Below are 20,849 nucleotides of genomic sequence, written 5' to 3' on the forward strand. Positions count from 1 at the left end.
GATGATGCGGACATGACTTCCGTCACGCCCGCCGACGTCGTCGGACGCCTCACCATCGAGCAGAAGGCCAGGCTCGTCGGTGGGGCGTCGTACTGGACCACCACCGAGCTGCCGGACGTCCCGGCCGCCTACCTCGCGGACGGGCCGCACGGTGTGCGGCGCCTCGACCCGGCCAACGGTGCGGTCGCCGGTGCCGAACCCGCCACCTGCTTCCCGCCCGCGGTGGCGCTCGGCGCGACCTTCGACACCGCCCTGGCCGAACGCGTCGGTGCCGCGATCGGCGCCGAGGCGCGCGAGAGAGACGTCGGCGTGGTGCTCGGCCCCGGGGTGAACGTCAAGCGCTCACCGCTGTGCGGCCGCAACTTCGAGTACGTGTCGGAGGATCCGCTGCTCGGCGGCAGGATCGGAGCCGCCCTGGTGCGCGGCATCCAGTCCGCCGGCGTCGGCGCCTGCGTCAAGCACTTCGTCGCGAACGACCAGGAGACCGAGCGGCTACGCGTCTCCGCCGACATCGACGAGCGCACCCTGCGCGAAGTCCACCTCAGGCCGTTCCAGCACGTGGTCACCGAGGCCCGCCCGTGGACGGTGATGAGCTCCTACAACCGCGTCAACGGCACCTACGTCGGCGAGGACGCGCGCCTGCTCACCGGAGTGCTGCGGGACGAGTGGGGTTTCGACGGGCTCGTCATGTCCGACTGGGTCGCCGTGCACGACCGCGTCGCGGCCCTGCGGGCCGGACTCGACCTCGAGATGCCCGCCCCGGGCGAGGCACGGGTAGGCCAGATCGTCGAGGCGATCAGGTCCGGCGAACTGGCCGAGGACGACCTCGACCGCGCCGCCGGCCGCGTCGTCGCCCTGAGCAGGAAGATCCGGGACACGACCACCCCCTCCGACGCCACCGACCTGGTCGACCACCACGACCTGGCCCGGGAGGCCGCCGCCCACGCGATCGTGCTCCTGCGGAACGAGCCGGTCGGTGACACGGACGCCGACACCGCCGCACCCCTGCTTCCCCTCGCGAGCAACGCCCGGGTCGCCGTCGTCGGCGAACTCGCGCGCACACCCCGGTACCAGGGCGCCGGATCCTCCCAGGTGGTCCCCACCCGGCTGGACGACGCCCTCACCGCCCTCACCGCGGACTTCCCGGACGTCGCGTTCGCCCCCGGGTACGCCCTCGGACCCGACGCGGGCGACGACACGGCGCTCGCGGCGGAGGCCGTCGCGGAGGCGAGCGACGCCGACGTCGTCCTCTTCTTCGCGGGTCTGCCCGACGACGCCGAGGCGGAGGGCCGGGACCGCACCCACATCGACCTGCCACCGGTCCAGGTCGACCTGCTCGAGTCCGTGCTCGACGTGAACCCGCGCATGGTCGTTGTACTGTCCAACGGCTCCGTGGTGCGGCTCCCGTTCGCGGACCGCGTCCCCGCACTCGTCGAGGGCTGGCTGCTGGGCCAGGCCGGCGGGTCGGCCGTCGCCGACGTGCTCACCGGCCGCGTCAACCCGTCCGGGCGGCTGTCCGAGACGATCCCGCACCGCCTCGCCGACACCCCGGCCTACCTGGACTTCCCGGGTGAGGGCCTGCACGTGCGCTACGCCGAGGGCGTGTTCGTCGGACACCGCTGGTACGACGCCCGCGACCTCGACGTCGCGTTCCCGTTCGGGCACGGCCTGTCGTACACGACCTTCGGCTACGACGGCCTCACCACGGCGACGCACCACGACGAGCTGCGGGTGACGCTCACCGTGACGAACACGGGAGACGTGCCGGGCCGAGAGGTGGTGCAGTGCTATCTGGGACGGGACGAGTCGGCCGTGGCTCGGCCGCCGCGGGTGCTCGCCGCGTTCGGTGTCGTCGAGCTCGAGCCCGGCGAGTCGCGGCGCGTGGAGCTGACCGTGCCGGCCGCCGACCTGGCGCACTGGAGCGTCCGGGAAGACGCCTGGACCACCGAAGGTGGCACATGGCGTGTCGAGGTGGGGGCGTCGAGCCGCGACATCCGCCTCACCGGCGAGGCGGAGATCACCGGGGACGACGCCGTGCGCCCGATCACCGCCGGATCGACGCTGCGCGAGGCAATCGCCGACCCGACCGTGGGCCCGCTGGTGGCAGGCGCGCTCACGGGCATGTCGGAGGACGTGCGCGAGATGGCGCTCGCCATACCGGTGGGGCGGATGCCGTTCGTCCCCGACTCCGGCGTGAGCGAGGAGCAGCTCGACGAGCTCATCGCGCTGTCGGACGGTTCGGCGGGCCGGCTCAGGCGTACCGCGGCGAAGGTGCTGGGATCGATGGCGCGCCGGCGGCACGGTGCGTCTTGACGGGCCGGCGGCCTGCCTTGCTACGGTTCCCGCAGCACAGCGCCGTGCCCCAGAGGCCGCGTGGAGGTGCGCTGCCGTCGCGTGCGCTGCCTCAGGAGGCTGATCGTGCTGCGCCATGAGTACCGAGTACGCCCGCGGTCGCGGACGATGCTCCTCCGCGTCGTCCTCGTGCTGCTCGCCGGGATCGCGGCGATGATCCTGGTGAACCCCTCGGACGCGGACTTCCAGGATGTTCCCCTCGATGCCCCGCGCGGAACACCCGCGATCGGCGAGCTGGTGCCGTTCGGGTGGTGACCTCTGGTGGCTGCGGCGGCACCCGGGTCTCAGGATGCCGGCGGCGCCGTGCTCGCGCGCTCCACGAGGCGCGTGGGCAGGCGGGTGTGGTGCCCCCGGCCGGTACGCGGTCCCTCGCTCTCGATCAGGGAGATGACCATGCGCAGCGCCTCGGCGCCCATCTCGCGCAACGGCTGGGCGACGGTCGTCAGCGGGGGCTGGGCGGCCGCGGCCTCCGGGATGTCGTCGTACCCGACCACCGAGAGGTCCTCCGGGACCCGGAGTCCCAGTTCCCCGGCGACCTCGACGACGTGGAGCGCTGACACGTCGTTCGCGGCGAAGACGGCAGTGGGCCGGTCAGGCCGGTCGAGCAGCTCGTGCGCGGGCCGGTCGGACAGGTCCGGACGGTACCCGCCCGTGAGGACCAGGCTCGGGTCCACGGTGAGCCCGGCGTCGCTCATGGCCTGGCGGTAGCCCAGCTCGCGGAGCCGCGCCGACTCGAGGTCACGGCGACCGCCGAGGTGACCGATGCGGGTGTGGCCGAGGCCGATGAGGTGTTCGGTCGCCATGCGTGCCCCGGCGAGGCTGTCGGAGTCCACGGTGGCCGGGCCTGTCGGTCCCGTGTGCGGGTCGATGGCGACCACCGGGATGCCCTCGTCGGTGGGGACCTGGACCGTCGGTGTGACGATCACGGCGCCGTCGATCAGCGTGCCGCCCAGCCGCGACAGGGACCGGCGTTCCCAGCCCACACGGTCGGACGTGTCGCCGCCGCCGGAGTAGGCGAGCAGCTCGTAGCCGGTGCCCTCGACGGCCTTGGAGATCGCCTTCAGGAGCTCGGTGCTGAACGGTTCGAACTCGGCGACCAGCACGCCGATCACGTTGGTGCGGCGGCGCCGGAGGCTGCGGGCGACCAAGGAGGACTCGTACCCGAGCTGGTCGACCACCTCCAGGACGCGGCTCGCCGTCGTCTGGGCGACGCCGTAGCGCCCGTTGACCACCTTGGACACCGTGGCGACGGACACGCCGGCGGCCCGCGCGACGTCGGTGATCGTCACGCGGCCGGGCCGGAGGGAGCCACCTTCGGAGCCCTCCGACGGCCGGTCCGCCGACGGCGTGTCTCCGGACGCCGGCATCGCTGTCCGCGCTTCGTCGCCGCTGTCCGCCCCGGCCCGACCAGGAAAATTCGTACCGCTCTGCACGAAGGAGACACTACCTTGACTGGAGGCATGCTTCGCGCCGAGGTTCTGTTGTTTCGAAATCGATATCGACAACGTTTGACGAACGGTCGTGTCACCTGTCACTCTCGTCGCTGACAGATCCTTCCTGTCGACTCCGTCGAAGAAGACCAAGGGGTTTCGAACCATGACGAGGACGAAGCGAAGCGCGGCCGCGATCGCGCTCGGCTCGGTTGTCGCGCTTCTCGCGGCCGCCTGCGCCGGTCAGGGTGGCAGCAGCGGTGGCAACGCCGACACCGCCGACGCCGACACCATCACCTGGTGGCACAACTCGAACACCGGCGAGGGCAAGGAGTACTACGACCAGCTCGCCGCCGACTTCGAGGCCGAGACCGGCGTCAAGGTCGAGGTGAGCGCCATGCAGCACGAGGACATGCTCACCAAGCTGCAGGCGGCGTTCCAGTCCGGGGACGACGAGCAGATCCCGGACGTGTACATGAGCCGCGGCGGTGGCGAGCTCAAGACCGAGGTCGAGACGGGCGTGGTCCGGGACCTCACCGACGACGCCGCGGACGAGATCGCGACGATCTCCGGCTTCACCGGGCAGTACACCGTCGACGACAAGGTCTACGCGCTGCCCTACTCGATGGGCATCGTCGGCTTCTGGTACAACAAAGACCTCTTCGCGCAGGCCGGGATCGACGAGGTCAGCCCGAGCCCCACCATCGAGGAGTTCTACGGCTACGTGGACAAGCTCGACAAGGCCGGGATCACGCCGCTCTCCGTGGGGGCGAAGGACGCCTGGCCCGCCGCGCACTACTGGTACTACGCGGTGGTCCGGGAGTGCTCGTTCGACACGGTCGAGAGCGCGATCGAGAGCAAGGACTACTCGGACCCGTGCTTCATCAAGGCCGGTGAGGACGTCGAGGACATCATCGCGAAGAAGCCGTTCAACAAGGGCTTCCTGTCCACGGGCGCCCAGGACGGGCCGACGTCGGCCTCCGGTCTCCTGGCGACCGAGAAGGTGGCCATGGAGCTCGCCGGACACTGGGAGCCGGGCGTGGCCGGCGGCCTGACCGAGGACGAGCAGGTGCCGGACTTCTTCGGCTGGTTCGCCTTCCCGACCTTCGACGGCCAGGGCGGCGACCCGGCCGACCAGATGGGTGGCGGCGACGCCTGGTCCGTCTCCGCCGGGGCGCCCGACGCCGCGGTCGACTTCGCCAAGTTCCTCCTCTCCGACGAGGCTCAGCAGGGCTTCGCGGAGCGGAACATGGGCCTGCCCACCAACCCGGCGGCGACCGACTCCGTGGCCGACGAGGCGCTGTCGCAGCTGATCCCCGTCCGTGACGGTGGCGGCAACACCCAGCTGTACCTGGACACGCGTCTGGGCAAGTCGGTGGGTGGCGCCATGAACGACGCGATCGCCCTCATGTTCGCGGGCCAGGCCGGCCCGCAGGACATCGTCGACGCGATCCAGTCGGCAGCCGAGTCGGAGTGAGTGACGTGGCAGACGACGTGACCACGCCGGACGTGGCCGCTTCGCCTGCGACGTCGCCCGCGCCGGACGCCGCCGGACGCACCCCTCGGGTGCGGCCGGCGGCCTCCGCGCGGGGCGGACGCCGCGGGGTGAGCTCGCAACTGCGCAAGCGCCTCGAGATCTTCTTCTTCGTGGCGCCCGCGTGCGCGCTTTTCGGCCTGTTCGTGATCGTCCCGATCGCGACGGCCGTCCAGATGTCCCTCTACAAGTGGAAGGGCATCGGGCCGCTCGTCGACTTCGTCGGGCTGCGCAACTACGTGTCGGTCCTGACCAACGAGGTCTTCACCGACGCGGTGGTCCACAACCTGATCATCGTCGGCCTGTCGATCCTGATCCAGCTTCCGCTCGGCCTCGGGATCGCACTGCTCCTGAACCGCAAGATGTGGGGCCAGAGCGCGCTGCGCACCATCATCTTCGTGCCGTACGTGCTGGCCGAGGTGGTCGCGGGCGTCATCTGGGTGCAGCTCCTGCAGCCGCAGTACGGCGTCATCGACGCCCTCCTCGGGGCCGTGGGCCTGGAGGGCCCCGAACAGGGATGGCTCGGAGACCCCGACCTGGCTCTGTGGACCCTGATGGTGGTCCTCACCTGGAAGTACCTCGGCCTGGCCGTCATCCTCTTCCTCGCCGGCCTGCAGAGCGTTCCCGAGGAGCTCTACGAGGCCGCGCAGCTCGACGGCGCCGGCTGGTGGCAGGTGCAGCGCAAGATCACGATCCCGCTGCTCGGCCCGACGCTGCGCACCTGGGGCTTCCTGTCGATGATCGGGTCGCTCCAGCTCTTCGACATGGTGTGGATCCTGACTCGCGGCGGCCCCGCGAACGCCACCACGACCATGGCGACCTTCCTGGTCAACGAGGGAACCCAGCGGAACAACTTCGGCATCGCCGGCGCCGCTTCCGTGGTGCTGTTCGTCATCGCGCTGTTCATGGCGGTGCTCTACCAGCAGCTGATCCTGCGGCGTGACACCCGGCCCGAGACCGGGAGGAAGTGACCGATGAGCGCACCGACGATGAACGATCTCTCCCTGCCACCCACGACGCCCGAACGGCGCGGGGGAACCTTCCGCCCCACGAACGTCCTGGTGTACGGCGTCGCGCTGGTGGTCGTCGCGATCACGCTGGGCCCCGTGGTGTACGGGGTGCTGGGCGGCTTCCGCACCAATGCCCAGCTCGCCGAGAGCCCGGCCGGCCTGCCGGGGCCCTGGGTGCTGGACAACTACACCGGCGTCCTGACCAACCCGGCCTTCTGGCAGTACACGTGGAACTCGACGGGCGTCTCGCTCATCACGACGGCGGTCGTGGTGATCTTCGGCGTCATGGCCGCCTACCCGCTGGCACGGTACGAGTTCAAGGGCCGTGAGGGCCTGTTCATGGTGTTCGTGGTCGGCCTGCTGTTCCCGGCCACGGTCGCCATCGTGCCGCTGTTCATCCTCATCACGCAGAACCTCCAGCTCGGAAACACCTGGATCGGTGTCGCCCTGCCGCAGGCCGCGTTCGCGCTGCCGATGACGGTGGTCATCCTGCGCCCGTTCCTCATGGCGCTGCCCAAGGAGCTGGAGGAGGCGGCCATGCTCGACGGGACGAGCCGGATCGGCTTCTTCTGGCGGATCCTGATCCCGCTGTCCGGGCCGGGAATGGTCACGGTGGGCGTGCTGGCCTTCGTGCAGTCGTGGAACTCCTACCTGCTGCCGCTGCTCCTGCTGCAGGGAGAGATGAAGACCTTGCCGCTCGGCGTCGCCGACTTCTCCTCCGAGCACGCCTCCGACACGGCGGGCGTCTTCGCCTTCACGTCGCTCGCGATGATTCCCGCGCTCGTGTTCTTCCTGGCGATGCAGAAGCGGATCGTCAACGGACTCCAGGGTGCCGTCAAGGGCTGACCGCGGCTGAGCCTGCAACCCCTGACAGCACCCAGCACTTGCAGAAAGGACGGTCCGATGACCGATCTCGAAGTGGCCCTGCCCGCGATGCCCGAGGTGTCGGAGCGCGTGCACGACCTGCTCGCACGGATGACCCTTGAGGAGAAGCTGGCGCAGATCGTCGGCTACTGGCTGGACCAGGGCGGCAACGTCGTGGCACCCATGCAGGGCGAGATGGGCGGCCAGAGCTCCGGCGAGCTGGCCGAGGTCACGAAGCACGGCCTGGGCCAGTACACGCGGGTGTACGGTACCCGGCCCGTCGACCCGGCCGAGCGCGCCGCCTGGCTGTGGGCGGAGCAGCGCCGCCTGAAGAACGAGACCCGGCTGGGGATTCCCGCGCTCGTGCACGAGGAATGCCTCACCGGCCTCGCCGCATGGCAGGCGGCGACGTTCCCGACGCCGCTGGCCTGGGGCGCGTCGTTCGACCCGGGACTCGTGGAGGAGATGGGGCGCGCGATCGGCACGTCGATGGCGCAGCTCGGCGTGCACCAGGGGCTCGCCCCGGTGCTCGACGTCGTCCGCGACCCCCGCTGGGGCCGGGTCGACGAGTGCATCGCCGAGGACCCGTACGTGGTGGGCACCATCGGCACGTCGTACGTCCGGGGCCTTCAGGACGCGGGCGTGCACGCCACGCTCAAGCACTTCGTGGGGTACTCGGGTTCCCGGGCGGGCCGCAACCACGCCCCGGTGAGCGCCGGCCCGCGCGAGATCGCCGACACGTATCTCCCGCCGTTCGAGATGGCGGTGCTGGACGGCGGCGTGCGGTCCGTCATGAACTCGTACACGGACGTCGACGGCGTCCCGATGGCCGCGAACGAGGAGTACTTCACGACGTTGCTGCGCGAGAGGTGGGGCTTCACGGGCGTCGTCGTCTCCGACTACTTCGCCGTGGCGTTCCTGACCGTCATGCACGCCGTCGCGGCCGACCGCGGCGATGCGGCCGCACAGGCGCTGACCGCGGGGATCGACGTCGAGCTCCCGTCCGGCGACGCGTTCCTCGCGCCGCTGGCCGAGCGGATCCGCTCGGGCGAGTACGACGAGGCCTACGTGGACCGGGCCGTGCTGCGCGTCCTGGCGCAGAAGGAGGAGCTCGGCCTCCTCGACCCGGACGCCTTCGAGGACGATCCACCCTCGGAAATCGATCTCGACCCGCCCGCGCACCGCGACATCGCACGCCGGCTGGCCGAGGAGTCCGTGGTCCTGCTCGCGAACGACGGCGTCCTGCCGCTGGCCGGGACCACCGGCGAGACACCCGGCCGGGTGGCGGTCATCGGACCGAACGCGGACCGCCCCGAAGCTCTCATGGGCTGCTACTCGTTCGCCAATCACGTGCTGGCCCACCACGACCAGGTGGATATCGGTTTCGAGATTCCGTCCGTCCTCGAGGCGCTGCGCGAGGAACTCTCCGGTGCGGAGCTGACGTACACGGCGGGCTGCGCGGTCGAGGGCTCCGACACCTCCGGGTTCGACGCGGCCGTGGCAGCGGCCCGGGCCGCGGACGTCGCCGTGGTGGTGGTCGGTGACCAGGCCGGCCTGTTCGGCCGGGGGACCGTCGGTGAGGGCAATGACAGCGAGTCGCTGGAGCTGCCCGGCGTGCAGCGTGAGCTCGTCGAGGCCATCGCCGCGACCGGGAAGCCGGTGGTGATGGTCCTGCTGACCGGCCGTCCGTACAGCATCGGCTGGGCGCTCGACGGCGAGGGGCGGGCGCCCCGTGATCCCGCGCACGCCGGCCAGGACGTCCGTCCCGGCGCGGGCGGCGACCGTCCGGCATTCCGCCCGGCGGCGGTGCTCCAGGCGTTCTTCCCCGGTGAGGAAGGCGGTACCGCCGTCGCCCGGGTGATCTCGGGGCGGGTCAACCCCTCCGGGCGGCTGCCCGTGTCACTGCCGCGGAGCACCGGGGCGCAGCCGTATGCGTACCAGCATCCCATCCTGGGTGGTCCGTCGGAGGTGACCAGCACCGACCCGACACCGGCGCGCCACTTCGGGTTCGGGCTGTCGTACACGACGTTCGAGCGCGAGCTGGTCTCGGTCGACGCCGAGGTCGTGGCCGGAGGCGCGTTCCGCGCCGTCGTCCGGGTCACGAACACCGGTGACGTCGCCGGGGCCGACGTCGTGCAGCTGTACGGGCACGACGTCATCGCATCGATCGCGCGGCCGACCGTCCAGCTGCTCGGCTACGAACGGGTGACCCTCGGCCCGGGCGAGTCCGCGACCGTGATGTTCGACGTTCCCACCCAGCGGTTCGCCTTCTCGGACCGGCGGATGGTCCGGATCGTCGAACCCGGCGACGTCGAGGTATGGGTCGGTGCGAACGCTGGTGACAGCGTGGTCCAGGTGGTGGCCGAGGGCATCGCGGAGACCGACGACGCGCAGGCCGCGAGGGAGGACGGCGCCCCTGCGGGCTCGTCGGCCGGCCCGGTCCGCAGGACGGTGGCCGTCCGGGGAGAGGCGCACGAGGTCACGACGGCGGATCGCCGCTGGGTCAGCTCGGTGGTCACGGCCGGGTGACTCCTTCCGCCGGGGACGGGCGGCCGCGTGCTCGGCCGCCCCTCCCCGGCGGCGTCTGCGGCTGTCCCACGGGACGCCGTTCGCGAGAAGATGGGGTGATGCGAGTCGATGTGTGGTTGTGGGCCGTCCGGTTGTTCAAGAGCCGTTCCGTCTCGGCCGCCGCGTGCCGGGCAGGCCGGGTGCGGATCAACGGGAAGCCGGCCAAGCCGGCGTCGCAGGTAGCCATCGGCGACCGTGTGACCTGGCGTGACGCCCTGCGGGGGCGTGACGTCGAAGTGGTGGAGCTGGTGCCCAAGCGTGTCGGTGCGCCCCTGGCCGTGAAGGCGTACCTGGACCACAGCGAGCCGCTGCCGACGCGCACGGAGCGCGAGGCGGTGGGCGTGCGGGATCCTGGCGCGGGGCGTCCGACGAAGCGGGAACGCCGGGAGATCGACCGCCTGCGCGGCCGCCGGCGGTAGGTGGCGCACGCGGCCGTGGGACCGCGCCCGGTGGGCGGGCCGAGCGGTCGCCCGCGAATCGATCGCGTCGCTGGTCGCAGAGCTGCACCGGGCTCGCGCGAGAGGCCGGGAGCGGTCGGGACCAAGGTCCCGCACGGCGGGGTCGGGAGGCCCTGGAGAGGTGCGGCTCACCAGCAGGAGTCTGGAGCCAGAGGCCGGGATTCGCCCGGCCCGAGTCTCCTGGAGGCGACGAGATGAGCACGTCCAAGCAGTATTTCGGCGACGGAGGCCCGGCGATGCGGGCTTCGGCGGCGCGCACCAAGGCCGCCGGCGGGACCGCGGGCGCCATGCCCGTCGGGATGACCGGTGGCGGGCGTGCTGCGGCGACGGCGGCCGGGAAGGCCGCCACGCAGGCGTCGGTCGCGACCACGGCCGCCACCGTGACGCGCTACGGCCTCGCCACGATCCGCCTGCTGATCGGGTTCGAGTTCCTCTGGGCCTTCGGTGACAAGCTGTTCGGCTGGGGGATGGCGACGGCGGCCGAGCAGGCCTGGGTGAACGGGGGATCGCCCACCGCCGGCTTCCTGGGCGGTGTCGAGGGCCCGGCGTCGGGCATGTTCAACGCGATGGCGGGCAACGCCGTCTTCGACTGGCTGTTCATGCTCGGTCTGCTGGGTATCGGCCTGGCGCTGATCCTGGGCATCGGGATGCGGATCGCGGCGGCCACCGGGGCCCTGCTCCTGCTGCTCATGTGGGTCGCGTCCTGGCCGATCGCCACCAACCCGTTCGTGGACGCCCACGTGATCGACGCTGTCGTGCTGGTGGTTCTGGCCGCGGCTCTCGCTGGGAACACCCTCGGGCTCGGACGCTGGTGGGGTGAGCTGTCCTTCGTGAAGCGCTACCCGGCCTTCAAGTGATCGGACAGCGGGGTTCGTCATGACCGGTTCCACGGTGCGGGTGTTCCTGGTGGACGACCACGAGGTGGAACGGCGCGGTCTGGCGGACCTCCTGTCCGAGGAACCTGGGATCGAGGTGATCGGGGAGGCCGCCACCGCCCGCGGGGCGATGGCGCGCGTCCCCGTCCTCATGCCCGACGTGGTCCTGTTGGACGTGCAGCTCCCCGACGGGGACGGCGTCCACGTGTGCCGCGATCTCAAGCAGCAGGCACCTGAGGTGGCCTGTCTGATCGTCACGACGTTCGACGACGACCGGGCGCTGTTCGACGCGGTCCTCGCCGGGGCGTCGGGATACGTCGTCAACCGGATCGGCGGCCCGGAGCTCGTCGACGCCATCCGGGTCGTGGCAGCCGGAGGATCCACGCTGGACCCGCATGCTGCCGACCGCGTGATGGAGCGTCTGCGGCGTGACGCGTCGCCCCCCGACGATCCGCTCGCGAACCTGACTCCGGTCGAGCGCCGCGTCCTGACGCTGGTCGGGCGCGGGCTGACCAACGGGGAGATCGCCGGTGAGCTCCTCCTGACGGAGCAGACGATCAAGAACAACGTCTCGTCGATCCTGACGAAGCTCCGCCTGGAGAGACGGGTCCAGGCGGCGGTCCTGGCCGCACGCCTCGGCATTTGCTGATCGGCATTTGCTGATCGGTATCCGCCGATCGGCGTCTGCCGAGGTCCGTCGGGTGCCGGGACCATCGGCCCCACCGGCAGAGCCCAACGGCACTGCCACGGGGCGGCATGCCCTGGTGTCCTGAAAGGCACAAGGGTTCGGTGTCCTGAAAGGCACAAGGGTTCGGCAAGGTACAGGGACTCGGTGAGGAGAGAGAGTGATGGACAGCACATGGCAGAAGGGCGTTGTCGTAGGCGTCGATGGCTCGCCGGAGAGCCTCGCGGCGCTCGACTGGGCGGCCGCTGCGGCGGACAGGCACACGGCGCAGCTCACCGTCCTTTCCATGTACGAGACGGCGCGGGATCCGCTGCCCGGCGTCCAGGTCGAGCTCAAGGACCTGCGGGTGTCGGCGGAGCAGGCGCTGCACCGGGCGGAGGGACGGCTCGGCGGCAGGCGCCCCGGCGGTCACGCCGCGGAGTTCGCGGTCACGGCGGCTGCCCCGGCGCGCGTCCTCGTGCAGCGTTCCCAGACGGCTGACCTCGTGGTCGTCGGGCGGCGCGGCCTGGGCACGGTGAGCCGGGCGCTGCTCGGTTCGGTGTCCTCCACGGTGGTGGCACGGGCGCACGGGCCGGTCGTCGTGGTCCCGTACGAGGCCGGGACCGGGAACCCGCGGCGGGTCGTGGTGGGCGTCGACATGCCCTACGACGCCGACCTCATCCTGGAGCACGCCTTCGCCGAGGCGGAGTCGTGCGGGTGTGCGCTCGACGTCGTGCGCGCGCTGGACGTGTCGCTGCTGGGTGACGCGCTGCGGGAGTACGAGAGCTACGGGATGACGCAGCGCGCGGCGACGCAGGAGGGGCTCGAGCAGGAGGTCCGCACGTGGTCGGAGAAGTTCCCCACGGTGTCCGCGGCGCTGGCGGTCCGCGGAGGCCCGGCGGCGTCGGTCCTGGTGCGTGGCACGACGTCGGACGACCTGCTGGTGGTCGGGGGACGGCGCCACAACCGTGTGGCGGGCCGGATCCTCGGCTCGGTGACCGACCGGGTGGTGCGCGAGGCGACCTGCCCGATCATGGTGGTCAAGGTCAAGTGAGGGACGGCGGCGCGGTCAGGTGCGGCGACACCTGACCGCGCCGCTCGCGTGCCCGGGCAGGTCCGGCTGCCTCCGGTAGCGTGGCGCCATGCCCGCCTCCACGCCGCCGGCGGACCTCGCCGACCGCATCACCGCCCTGCTGGAACGCCACCCCGTCTGGGACGGTCACAACGACCTGGCCTGGGAGGCGCGCGAGCAGGCCGGCTACGACTGGTCCGCGCTCGACATCGGCGCCGGCACGTCCGGGCGCACCCACACGGACATCGCCCGGCTGAGGGCCGGCGGGGTCGGCGCGCAGTTCTGGTCCGTGTACGTCCCGTCGGACCTGCCCGGCAGTGCCGCGGTCACCGCGACGCTGGAGCAGATCGACGCCGTGCGCCGGATGGTCCGGACCTGGCCGGACGTGTTCACGCTCGCGCTGACCGCCGACGACGTCGAGAAGGCGTGGGCGTCCGGGCACATCGCCTCGCTGATGGGTGCCGAGGGCGGCCAGTCCATCGACTCCTCGCTCGGCGCACTGCGCATGCTCTACGACCTCGGCGTGCGGTACATGACTCTCACGCACAACCACAACACCCCGTGGGCCGACTCCGCCACCGACGATCCCGCCGGGCACGGCGGACTGAGCGGGTTCGGCGTCGAGGTGGTGCGAGAGATGAACCGGCTGGGCATGCTCGTGGACCTCTCCCACGTCTCGGCGGACACGATGCGTGTCGCGCTGGACGTCACGGAGGCTCCGGTCATGTTCTCCCACAGCTCCGCCCGTGCCGTGTGCGACGTCCCCCGGAACGTGCCCGACGACGTCCTGGCACGGCTGGGCCGCAACGGCGGGTTGTGCATGGTGACCTTCGTGCCGGGCTTCGTGAACCCGCACGTCGGGCAGTGGCGTGCCGAGGCCGCCGAGGCGGCGCGCGGGCGCGGCATCGACCCGGCGAGCTACGCGGCGTTCAGCGCGTTCAGCGCCGAGTGGGAGACGGACCACCCGGTCCCGCCGACGACGCTGGACGACGTCGTCGCCCATGTCGAGCACGTCCGCGACGTCGCGGGGATCGACCACGTCGGGCTCGGCGGCGACTACGACGGCTCCTCCGGGTTCGCCCCGGGCATCGAAGACGTGTCCGGCTACCCGAAGCTGCTCGCCGCGCTCGCGGGACGCGGCTGGTCCGATGCCGATCTGGCGAAACTGACCAGCGGCAACATGCTGCGCGTGCTGCACGACGCCGAAGACGTGGCCGAACGCCTCGCGAACGAGCGGGTGGCGAGCACCGTGCGGCTCCGCGAGGGCTGAACGTGCCGCCTGGGCACGACGCCCCGCGGCGGCGCGCCCACGCGGCAGGCGGGGGTCGGGAAGGGCGTGACAGCCCTGCGGAACCGGAAGGTCAGGTACCCAGCTCCACGACCTTTCTCTGGAAGCCGAGCGCCACCTTCTGCAGCGACTCGAGAGCGGCGTCGCCGTTGCGTTCGCTGATCTGCCCCAGCATCGACCCCGATGCGGCGAGCAGGGCGACCATGACGTCGCGCGCCTCGCTCCGGGTGGCAAGAGCCTCGTCGAGGAGCTCCTGGACCAGGGGCGAGCGCAACCCGTCCTCCTCCGGGTCCAGCAATGCCGTGAGAAGCGCGATCGACAACGAACTGCCCTGGACGCTTGCCATGAGAACCCCCTGGTGACAGCAGCTGTTTTCGGGTCCGACCCGACACGCCCCCTGCGCGCGTCCGACCGTGGCACTTGTGTATCGCACCTTGTGGCGCCGCGCCCGCCGACGCCGACATCGGTTGCCTTGGCCGACGTCTCGCGCAAGGTTCCGCGAACGCCGCGGTGACAGGATCGCGGACGGGTGAAATGCCTCCATTTTAGACGGAAAGACCCTTATCTCGCTTGACCTCGACGAGCTCCGCCAGCAAGTCTTCAGCCGATCGCCCCGCCGGCTCGCGGCAGGGCGGCGCGAACGTGAGGACGGGTGGGCAACCGCAGATGGGTCAGGGCACGAAGGGATTCGCATCGGTGGCGGCGAGGGTGGTGGTCCGCGCGCTGGCTGTCGGCGTGGTCGGCGCGATGGTCGCCGGCGGGGCGGCGTCGCCGGCCGCCGCGGCGGGCGAGGGGGTGCCACAGCCCCGGGCTCTGGCCGGGCCGCCGGCCGCGTCGTCCGTCGGCACCGTCAGGCTGCCCGCCCGGGTCGCCGACGGGCTGGCCGAGGCGTCGCACAGCCGCTACGTCTACGACACGGGCAGCAGGACCGTACGGGTGACGGTCAGCACCACCATCCGGAACGTCAAGCCGGACCAGGGGCTCCAGTACTACTTCTGGGACTCCTACGGGATCCCCGTCCCCACCGGCGCCCAGGACGTGCGGGCGACCAGTGGCGGGCAGTCGCTCTCCGTGGGCCTCGAACCCACCGAGGACGATTTCACCAAGTGGGCGATGGCCTCGTTCTCGAACCTGCGGTACGGGCAGAGCCGGACCATCGACTGGAGCTACACCATTCCCGGTGACCCGATCCGTTCGGAGGGGTACACCCGTGTGGGCAAGGGGTACGCGACGTTCGTGGCACAGGCCATGGGTGACGCCGGCTCGGTGAGCGTCGAGATCGTCGCACCGGACGCCATGGACCTCACCACCATGGCCGGGGACTTCACGGAGAAGACCGCGGACGGCACCACCACCTGGTCCACGAGCTCGATGACCGACGAGTACGGCATTTGGTCCCCCGTGTCGCTCCGCGACCCGGACCAGGCCGACACGACACAGGTCGACGTGAGCGGCGAGGACCTGACGCTGCTCAGCTTCCCGGGAGACAAGAAGTGGGCGAAGTTCGTCGCCGACAGGCTCCACGACGGACTGCCCGTCGTGGAGAAGACCATCGGCCAGGAATGGCCCGGCGGCCTGAAGGAGATCCGGGAGGACGTCTCCCCTGAGATCGTCGGCTACGCCTGGTACGACGACCAGCGCGAGGAGATCGTCATCGGCGAGGACCTCGACGAGCAGCTCTTCTACCACGAGCTGACGCACACGTGGGTGAACGGCAGCACCCTCGAGGGGCGCTGGCTCGTCGAGGGCCTCACCGAGGCCGTCGCACGGCGCGTGGTCGAGGAGACGGGCGGAAAGGTGGACCGGCCGCGTGCCTCGCGCGACGCGGACGGCGCGCTGGCCCTGAGCACCTGGAACGACCTCACCCAGGACTTCGCGGACGTCGACCACGCCGTCGAGGACTACGCCTACGCCGCCGCCCCCGCGACGATCGAGACGCTCGTGGCCGACCTCGACGACGACGAGTTCACCGACCTCGTCTCGGCGCTGCTCGACGGGGACTCCGTCTACGAGCAGCCCGGTGACAAGCACGTCTGGGGCGACTCCGGGTGGCGGCAGCTGCTCGACCTCCTCGAGGACCGCGCCGGCGTCGACGGCGCCCAGAAGGTGCTCGGCAAGTGGGTTCTCACCAAGAAGGAGAAGAAGGAGCTGCCGAAGCGCGCCGAGGAACGCGAGCAGTACTTCGCGCTCGACGAGGCCGACGGGGAGTGGAACCCGCCGCAGGGCATCCGGGTTCGCATGACCCAGTGGGAGTTCGCGCGTGCCGCCGAGGCGCGCGAGGAGATCGGCGCCGACACCCCGGCGGCGGCCCGGCGCATCCAGGACGCCGCCGCGGCTGCCGGGTTCCCGGACCCGGCAGCCGCGAAGGAGGCCTACGAGACGGCCGCCAACGGTCTCGACTACACCGAGCTCGCCGAGACGATGCCCCACACCGCCGACGTGACCGAGCAGGTGAGCGAAGCCGTGCAGCGGATCGGGGCGAAGGGCGACCCGTTCACCGAACTGGGGGAGATCGTGCTCTTCGCCGGCCGGGCGACCGACGACGCCGTCCAGGACCTGGACGCCGGCAACCTCGACGCGGCAGCCCAGGACGCCGAGCGTGCCTCGCAGATCGCCAACCTCGCCCTGTGGGTGGGCATCCTGCTGGTGCTGTTCGTGCTCGGCGTCGCGCTCGTCGTGGTCCGGCTGACGATCTCGGGACGACGACGGCGTGCCGCCCGGGCGGCGCTCGCGGCGCAGGCGCCCGGCGGGTCCGGTGCGCTGCCGCAACGGGATGGCCCGACCCCGCAGGCCGCGACGGAGACCCCCGTGGAAGAGGCCGTTCCGGAGCGGCCGCTGTCGTCGCGGTCCGCGGCGCAGCTTCCGCCGCCGCTGCCGCTGCCCCCGCCCACCGACCCGTGGCACTCCGAGCCGGAGGGCGGTGACGAGGGGCGGTAGGCGACCTCCCGCGCCGGAGGCCGGGCACGACGGGAATATGAACCACGGACCCAAGGTTGAGCCATATAGACTCAACTTTGGGTCCGTCGGCTTGCCAGGCGGCGGCGGGCGATCTAAGTTGAGTGCAGCAGACTCAACCCGTGCGGCGGCGGCCACCCTGGCTGCCGCCGGCCCCTGCGAAGGAGAAAGACATGTCCCGATCCGTCGGTATCGACCTGGGCACCACCAACTCGGTGGTCGCCGTCCTGGAGGGCGGCGAGCCCACCGTCATCGCGAACGCGGAGGGCTCGCGCACGACCCCGTCCGTCGTCGCCTTCTCCAAGACCGGTGAGGTCCTGGTGGGCGAGGTCGCGAAGCGCCAGGCCGTCACCAACGTCGACCGCACCATCTCGTCGGTCAAGCGCCACATGGGCACGGACTGGTCGCAGGACATCGACGACAAGACCTACACGGCGCAGGAGATCTCGGCGCGCATCCTGGGCAAGCTCAAGCGAGACGCCGAGGAGTACCTGGGCGAGCCCGTGACCCAGGCCGTCATCACGGTCCCCGCGTACTTCAACGACGCCGAGCGTCAGGCCACGAAGGACGCGGGCCAGATCGCCGGGCTCGACGTCCAGCGCATCGTCAACGAGCCCACCGCGGCCGCCCTCGCCTACGGCCTGGACAAGGGCAAGGAGGACGAGCTGATCCTCGTCTTCGACCTGGGCGGCGGCACGTTCGACGTCTCCCTGCTCGAGGTCGGCAAGGACGAGGACGACTTCTCCACCATCCAGGTGCGGGCCACCTCCGGCGACAACCGCCTGGGTGGCGACGACTGGGACCAGCGGATCGTCGAGCACCTGATCAAGCAGGTGAAGAACTCCGCGGGTGTGGACCTGTCCAAGGACAAGATCGCCCTGCAGCGCCTCCGTGAGGCCTCGGAGCAGGCGAAGAAGGAGCTCTCGTCCGCGACGAGCACCAACATCTCGATGCAGTACCTCTCGATGAGCGAGAACGGTCCCATCCACCTGGACGAGAAGCTCACGCGGGCGCAGTTCCAGCAGATGACGCAGGACCTCATCGACCGCACCAAGCAGCCGTTCCACGCGGTCATCCGCGACGCCGGCATCTCGGTGTCGGACATCGACCACGTCGTGCTCGTGGGTGGTTCCACCCGCATGCCGGCCGTGACGGACGTCGTCCGGGAGCTCACCGGCGGCAAGGAGCCCAACAAGGGCGTCAACCCGGACGAGGTCGTGGCCGTCGGCGCCGCGCTGCAGGCCGGCGTCATCTCCGGCGACCGCAAGGACGTCCTGCTCATCGACGTCACGCCGCTGTCGCTCGGCATCGAGACCAAGGGCGGCGTCATGACCCGCCTCATCGAGCGCAACACCGCGATCCCGACCAAGCGCAGCGAGGTCTTCTCCACGGCGGACGACAACCAGCCGTCCGTGGCGATCCAGGTGTTCCAGGGCGAGCGCGAGTTCACGCGCGACAACAAGCCGCTGGGCGTCTTCGAGCTGACCGGCATCGCCCCGGCTCCGCGCGGCGTGCCGCAGATCGAGGTCACGTTCGACATCGACGCCAACGGCATCGTGCACGTGTCGGCGAAGGACCGCGGCACGGGCATGGAGCAGTCCATGAAGATCACCGGTGGCTCTGCCCTCCCCAAGGACGACATCGACCGCATGGTCAAGGACGCCGAGGCGCACGCCGAGGAGGACAAGAAGCGCCGTGAGGAGGCCGACACCCGCAACCAGGCGGAGGCCTTCGCCTACTCCATGGAGAAGCAGATCGCGGACAACCGCGACAAGCTCCCGGCGGACGTCGTCTCGGAGGTCGAGGCGGACGTCGCCGCGGTGAAGACCGCCCTGGAGGGCGAGGACTCCGAGGCCGTGAAGACCGCCTACGAGAAGCTGGGTGCCTCCTCCCAGAAGATCGGCCAGGCGCTGTACGCCGCCGCCGAGTCGGAGGGCGGCCAGCCCGGCGCCGAGGGTGCCCCGGCGGACGGCCAGCAGAAGCCGGCGGCCGACGACGACGTCGTCGACGCCGAGATCGTCGACGACGAGAGCGACAAGAAGTGACCGGTCAGACACCGCAGGACTCGTCCGGGCCCGAGGGCTCGGGCGAGCGCCCGTTCGAGTTCACCGACAAGCGCAAGGTCGATCCGGAGGCCGGCACCCCGCGGGAGGCCGCGGCCGGCGCCGCCGAGGGCGGTTCCGGCGGGAACGGGACGACCGAGGCGGCCGGGGACGGCGCGGACGCTGCCTCGCCGGACCCGTTGGAGGCGCTCGACTTCGAGCCGTCCGGCGAGGCCGGGGAGGACGCGGCGGTGCTTGCCGCCAAGGCCGAGGCCGCCCAGCACCTCGACGCGCTCCAGCGCGAGCGTGCGAGCTTCACCAACTACCGCAACCGCGCGCTGCGTGACCAGGAGGTCGCGCGGGCCAAGGGCGTGCAGGACGTGCTGGCGGCGCTGCTTCCCGTGCTCGACGACGTCGAGCGTGCCAAGCAGCACGGCGAGCTCAGCGGCCCGATGGCGGCCATCGCGGAGAAGCTGGACCAGTCTCTCGCCAAGTTCGGCGTGGAGCGTTTCGGCCAGGTGGGCGAGGAGTTCGACCCGCAGGTGCATGATGCGCTCATGCACAACACGGACGCCGAGGCCACCAGCACCACGGTGAACCTCGTCGTCGAGCCCGGGTACCGGATCGGCGAGAAGGTCGTGCGCGCCGCGCGCGTCGGCGTCGTCGGCCCCGAGTGACTCCCTGGTGGTGGGGCCGGTCCGGCCCCACCACCACCCGACCACCCCAGACGGAGGTGCCGTGACCGGTCAGGACTGGATGGAGAAGGACTTCTACGCCGAGCTCGGCGTCCCCAAGGACGCTGACGACGCGGCGATCAAGAAGGCCTACCGCAAGCTGGCCCGGACCTACCACCCGGACCAGAACCAGGGTGACGAGAAGGCCGAGGCCAGGTTCAAGGCGATCGGCGAGGCATACGCGGTGCTGTCCGACGCCGAGCAGCGACGGCAGTACGACGCGGTCCGCGCCATGGCCGGTGGCGCCCGGTTCTCCGCCGGTCCAGGGGGTGGCGGCGGTGCGGGTGGCTTCGAGGACATCCTGGGCGCGATGTTCGGTGGTGGCGGTGCCGGTCCGCGCGTGCGCTATGCGCAGACGGGGCCCAGGCCCGGTCAGGGCGGCGCCGGCTTCGAGGACATCCTCGGCAGCATGTTCGGCGGCGGTGGGGCGCCTGCCGGGTTCCGTGCACCGGAACGCGGTGCGGACGTGCAGGCGACCACGACGCTGCCGTTCCGCACGGCTCTGGAAGGCGCGACCGTCGACCTGACGGTGGACGGCCGCAAGCTCACGGCACGGATTCCCGCCGGCGTCAACGACGGCCAGAAGATCCGCCTGCGCGGCAAGGGGCGGCCCGGTGCGGGCGGCGGCGAGGCCGGCGACCTGCTGATCACCGTGCACGTCACCGAGCACCCGGTGTTCGCCCTCGACGGCTCGGACGTGCGCCTCACCCTGCCGGTCACCTTCCCGGAGGCCGCTCTGGGCGCCACGGTGGAGGTTCCGACGCCCTCGGGCGAGACGGTGAGGATGAAGCTTCCGGCAGGGACGCCGTCGGGCAAGGTGCTGCGGGCCAAGGGCCGCGGCGCGCACACCGCGCGTGGGACGGGGGATCTGCTGGTGACCGTGGAGGTCGTCGTGCCGCAGAAGCTGAGCAAGAGCGCCAAGGACGCGCTGGACGCGTTCGCGGCAGCGAGCGACGGCACCGATCCGCGCGCTGACCTGACGGAGCGGGCCAAAGGGTAGAAG

At 71.3% G+C, this 20,849-nt stretch carries 17 protein-coding genes; 15 read left to right on the forward strand and 2 right to left on the reverse strand.

Annotated features, from left to right (window positions below):
* Positions 1–12 precede the first annotated feature (12 nt).
* Positions 13–2,313 carry a glycoside hydrolase family 3 C-terminal domain-containing protein gene (locus HGK34_RS15950; protein ID WP_201849223.1) on the forward strand — a complete coding sequence of 767 codons (2,301 nt, stop codon included), beginning with the start codon at positions 13–15 and terminating at the stop codon, positions 2,311–2,313.
* Between the two features lie 105 nt (positions 2,314–2,418).
* Positions 2,419–2,607 (forward strand): hypothetical protein, encoded by a 189-nt coding sequence (locus tag HGK34_RS15955; RefSeq protein ID WP_201849225.1) that lies wholly within the window; start codon positions 2,419–2,421, stop codon positions 2,605–2,607.
* A gap of 29 nt (positions 2,608–2,636) precedes the next feature.
* Here HGK34_RS15955 and HGK34_RS15960 read toward each other — a convergent pair whose 3' ends face one another.
* Complete coding sequence (locus HGK34_RS15960) at positions 2,637–3,641, reverse strand: LacI family DNA-binding transcriptional regulator (RefSeq protein ID WP_307816011.1); 1,005 nt, start codon at positions 3,639–3,641, stop codon at positions 2,637–2,639.
* Between the two features lie 307 nt (positions 3,642–3,948).
* On the opposite strand from HGK34_RS15960, the gene HGK34_RS15965 reads away from it, so the two are divergent.
* The 9 genes from HGK34_RS15965 to HGK34_RS16005 all read left to right on the forward strand — a co-directional run bounded on the left by HGK34_RS15965 (position 3,949) and on the right by HGK34_RS16005 (position 14,097).
* The gene (locus HGK34_RS15965; RefSeq protein ID WP_201849227.1) at positions 3,949–5,259 is read left to right on the forward strand and encodes an ABC transporter substrate-binding protein; all 1,311 of its coding nucleotides are present in this window, start codon (positions 3,949–3,951) and stop codon (positions 5,257–5,259) included.
* 5 nt (positions 5,260–5,264) lie between these two features.
* The gene (locus tag HGK34_RS15970) at positions 5,265–6,287 is read left to right on the forward strand and encodes a carbohydrate ABC transporter permease (RefSeq protein WP_372433143.1); all 1,023 of its coding nucleotides are present in this window, start codon (positions 5,265–5,267) and stop codon (positions 6,285–6,287) included.
* 3 nt (positions 6,288–6,290) lie between these two features.
* The gene (locus tag HGK34_RS15975) at positions 6,291–7,172 is read left to right on the forward strand and encodes a carbohydrate ABC transporter permease (RefSeq protein ID WP_201849229.1); all 882 of its coding nucleotides are present in this window, start codon (positions 6,291–6,293) and stop codon (positions 7,170–7,172) included.
* 57 nt (positions 7,173–7,229) lie between these two features.
* Positions 7,230–9,719 (forward strand): beta-xylosidase/alpha-l-arabinosidase, encoded by a 2,490-nt coding sequence (locus HGK34_RS15980; RefSeq protein ID WP_201849230.1) that lies wholly within the window; start codon positions 7,230–7,232, stop codon positions 9,717–9,719.
* 98 nt (positions 9,720–9,817) lie between these two features.
* The gene (locus HGK34_RS15985; protein WP_201849232.1) at positions 9,818–10,177 is read left to right on the forward strand and encodes an RNA-binding S4 domain-containing protein; all 360 of its coding nucleotides are present in this window, start codon (positions 9,818–9,820) and stop codon (positions 10,175–10,177) included.
* Between the two features lie 233 nt (positions 10,178–10,410).
* Positions 10,411–11,073: a hypothetical protein gene (locus HGK34_RS15990; protein WP_244666830.1), complete on the forward strand. Its 663-nt coding sequence runs from the start codon at positions 10,411–10,413 to the stop codon at positions 11,071–11,073.
* Between the two features lie 19 nt (positions 11,074–11,092).
* On the forward strand, positions 11,093–11,740 hold the full coding sequence (locus HGK34_RS15995; RefSeq protein ID WP_201849234.1) for a response regulator: 648 nt from the start codon (positions 11,093–11,095) through the stop codon (positions 11,738–11,740).
* Positions 11,741–11,939: 199 nt separating this feature from the next.
* Positions 11,940–12,809, forward strand: a complete 870-nt coding sequence (locus HGK34_RS16000) for a universal stress protein (RefSeq protein ID WP_201849236.1) — start codon at positions 11,940–11,942, stop codon at positions 12,807–12,809.
* 88 nt (positions 12,810–12,897) lie between these two features.
* Positions 12,898–14,097, forward strand: a complete 1,200-nt coding sequence (locus HGK34_RS16005; RefSeq protein ID WP_201849238.1) for a dipeptidase — start codon at positions 12,898–12,900, stop codon at positions 14,095–14,097.
* Between the two features lie 91 nt (positions 14,098–14,188).
* Here the strand turns inward: HGK34_RS16005 and HGK34_RS16010 are convergent, their stop codons facing one another.
* Complete coding sequence (locus tag HGK34_RS16010; protein ID WP_201849240.1) at positions 14,189–14,461, reverse strand: hypothetical protein; 273 nt, start codon at positions 14,459–14,461, stop codon at positions 14,189–14,191.
* A gap of 350 nt (positions 14,462–14,811) precedes the next feature.
* Here HGK34_RS16010 and HGK34_RS16015 point away from each other — a divergent pair, with 350 nt between their 5' ends.
* The 4 genes from HGK34_RS16015 (at position 14,812) to HGK34_RS16030 (ending at position 20,846) form a co-directional block, all read left to right on the forward strand.
* On the forward strand, positions 14,812–17,052 hold the full coding sequence (locus HGK34_RS16015; RefSeq protein WP_201849242.1) for a hypothetical protein: 2,241 nt from the start codon (positions 14,812–14,814) through the stop codon (positions 17,050–17,052).
* Positions 17,053–17,243: 191 nt separating this feature from the next.
* Positions 17,244–19,115, forward strand: coding sequence for a molecular chaperone DnaK (gene dnaK / locus HGK34_RS16020; protein WP_201849244.1), 1,872 nt, complete (start codon positions 17,244–17,246; stop codon positions 19,113–19,115).
* The gene (grpE, locus tag HGK34_RS16025; protein ID WP_201849246.1) at positions 19,112–19,789 is read left to right on the forward strand and encodes a nucleotide exchange factor GrpE; all 678 of its coding nucleotides are present in this window, start codon (positions 19,112–19,114) and stop codon (positions 19,787–19,789) included. The genes dnaK and grpE overlap by 4 nt, the downstream gene beginning before the upstream one ends.
* A gap of 61 nt (positions 19,790–19,850) precedes the next feature.
* Positions 19,851–20,846 (forward strand): DnaJ C-terminal domain-containing protein, encoded by a 996-nt coding sequence (locus HGK34_RS16030; RefSeq protein WP_201849248.1) that lies wholly within the window; start codon positions 19,851–19,853, stop codon positions 20,844–20,846.
* Positions 20,847–20,849: the final 3 nt, after the last annotated feature.

The sequence above is a fragment of the Myceligenerans indicum genome (assembly GCF_016742955.1).
GTDB classification, from domain to species: domain Bacteria; phylum Actinomycetota; class Actinomycetes; order Actinomycetales; family Cellulomonadaceae; genus Myceligenerans; species Myceligenerans indicum.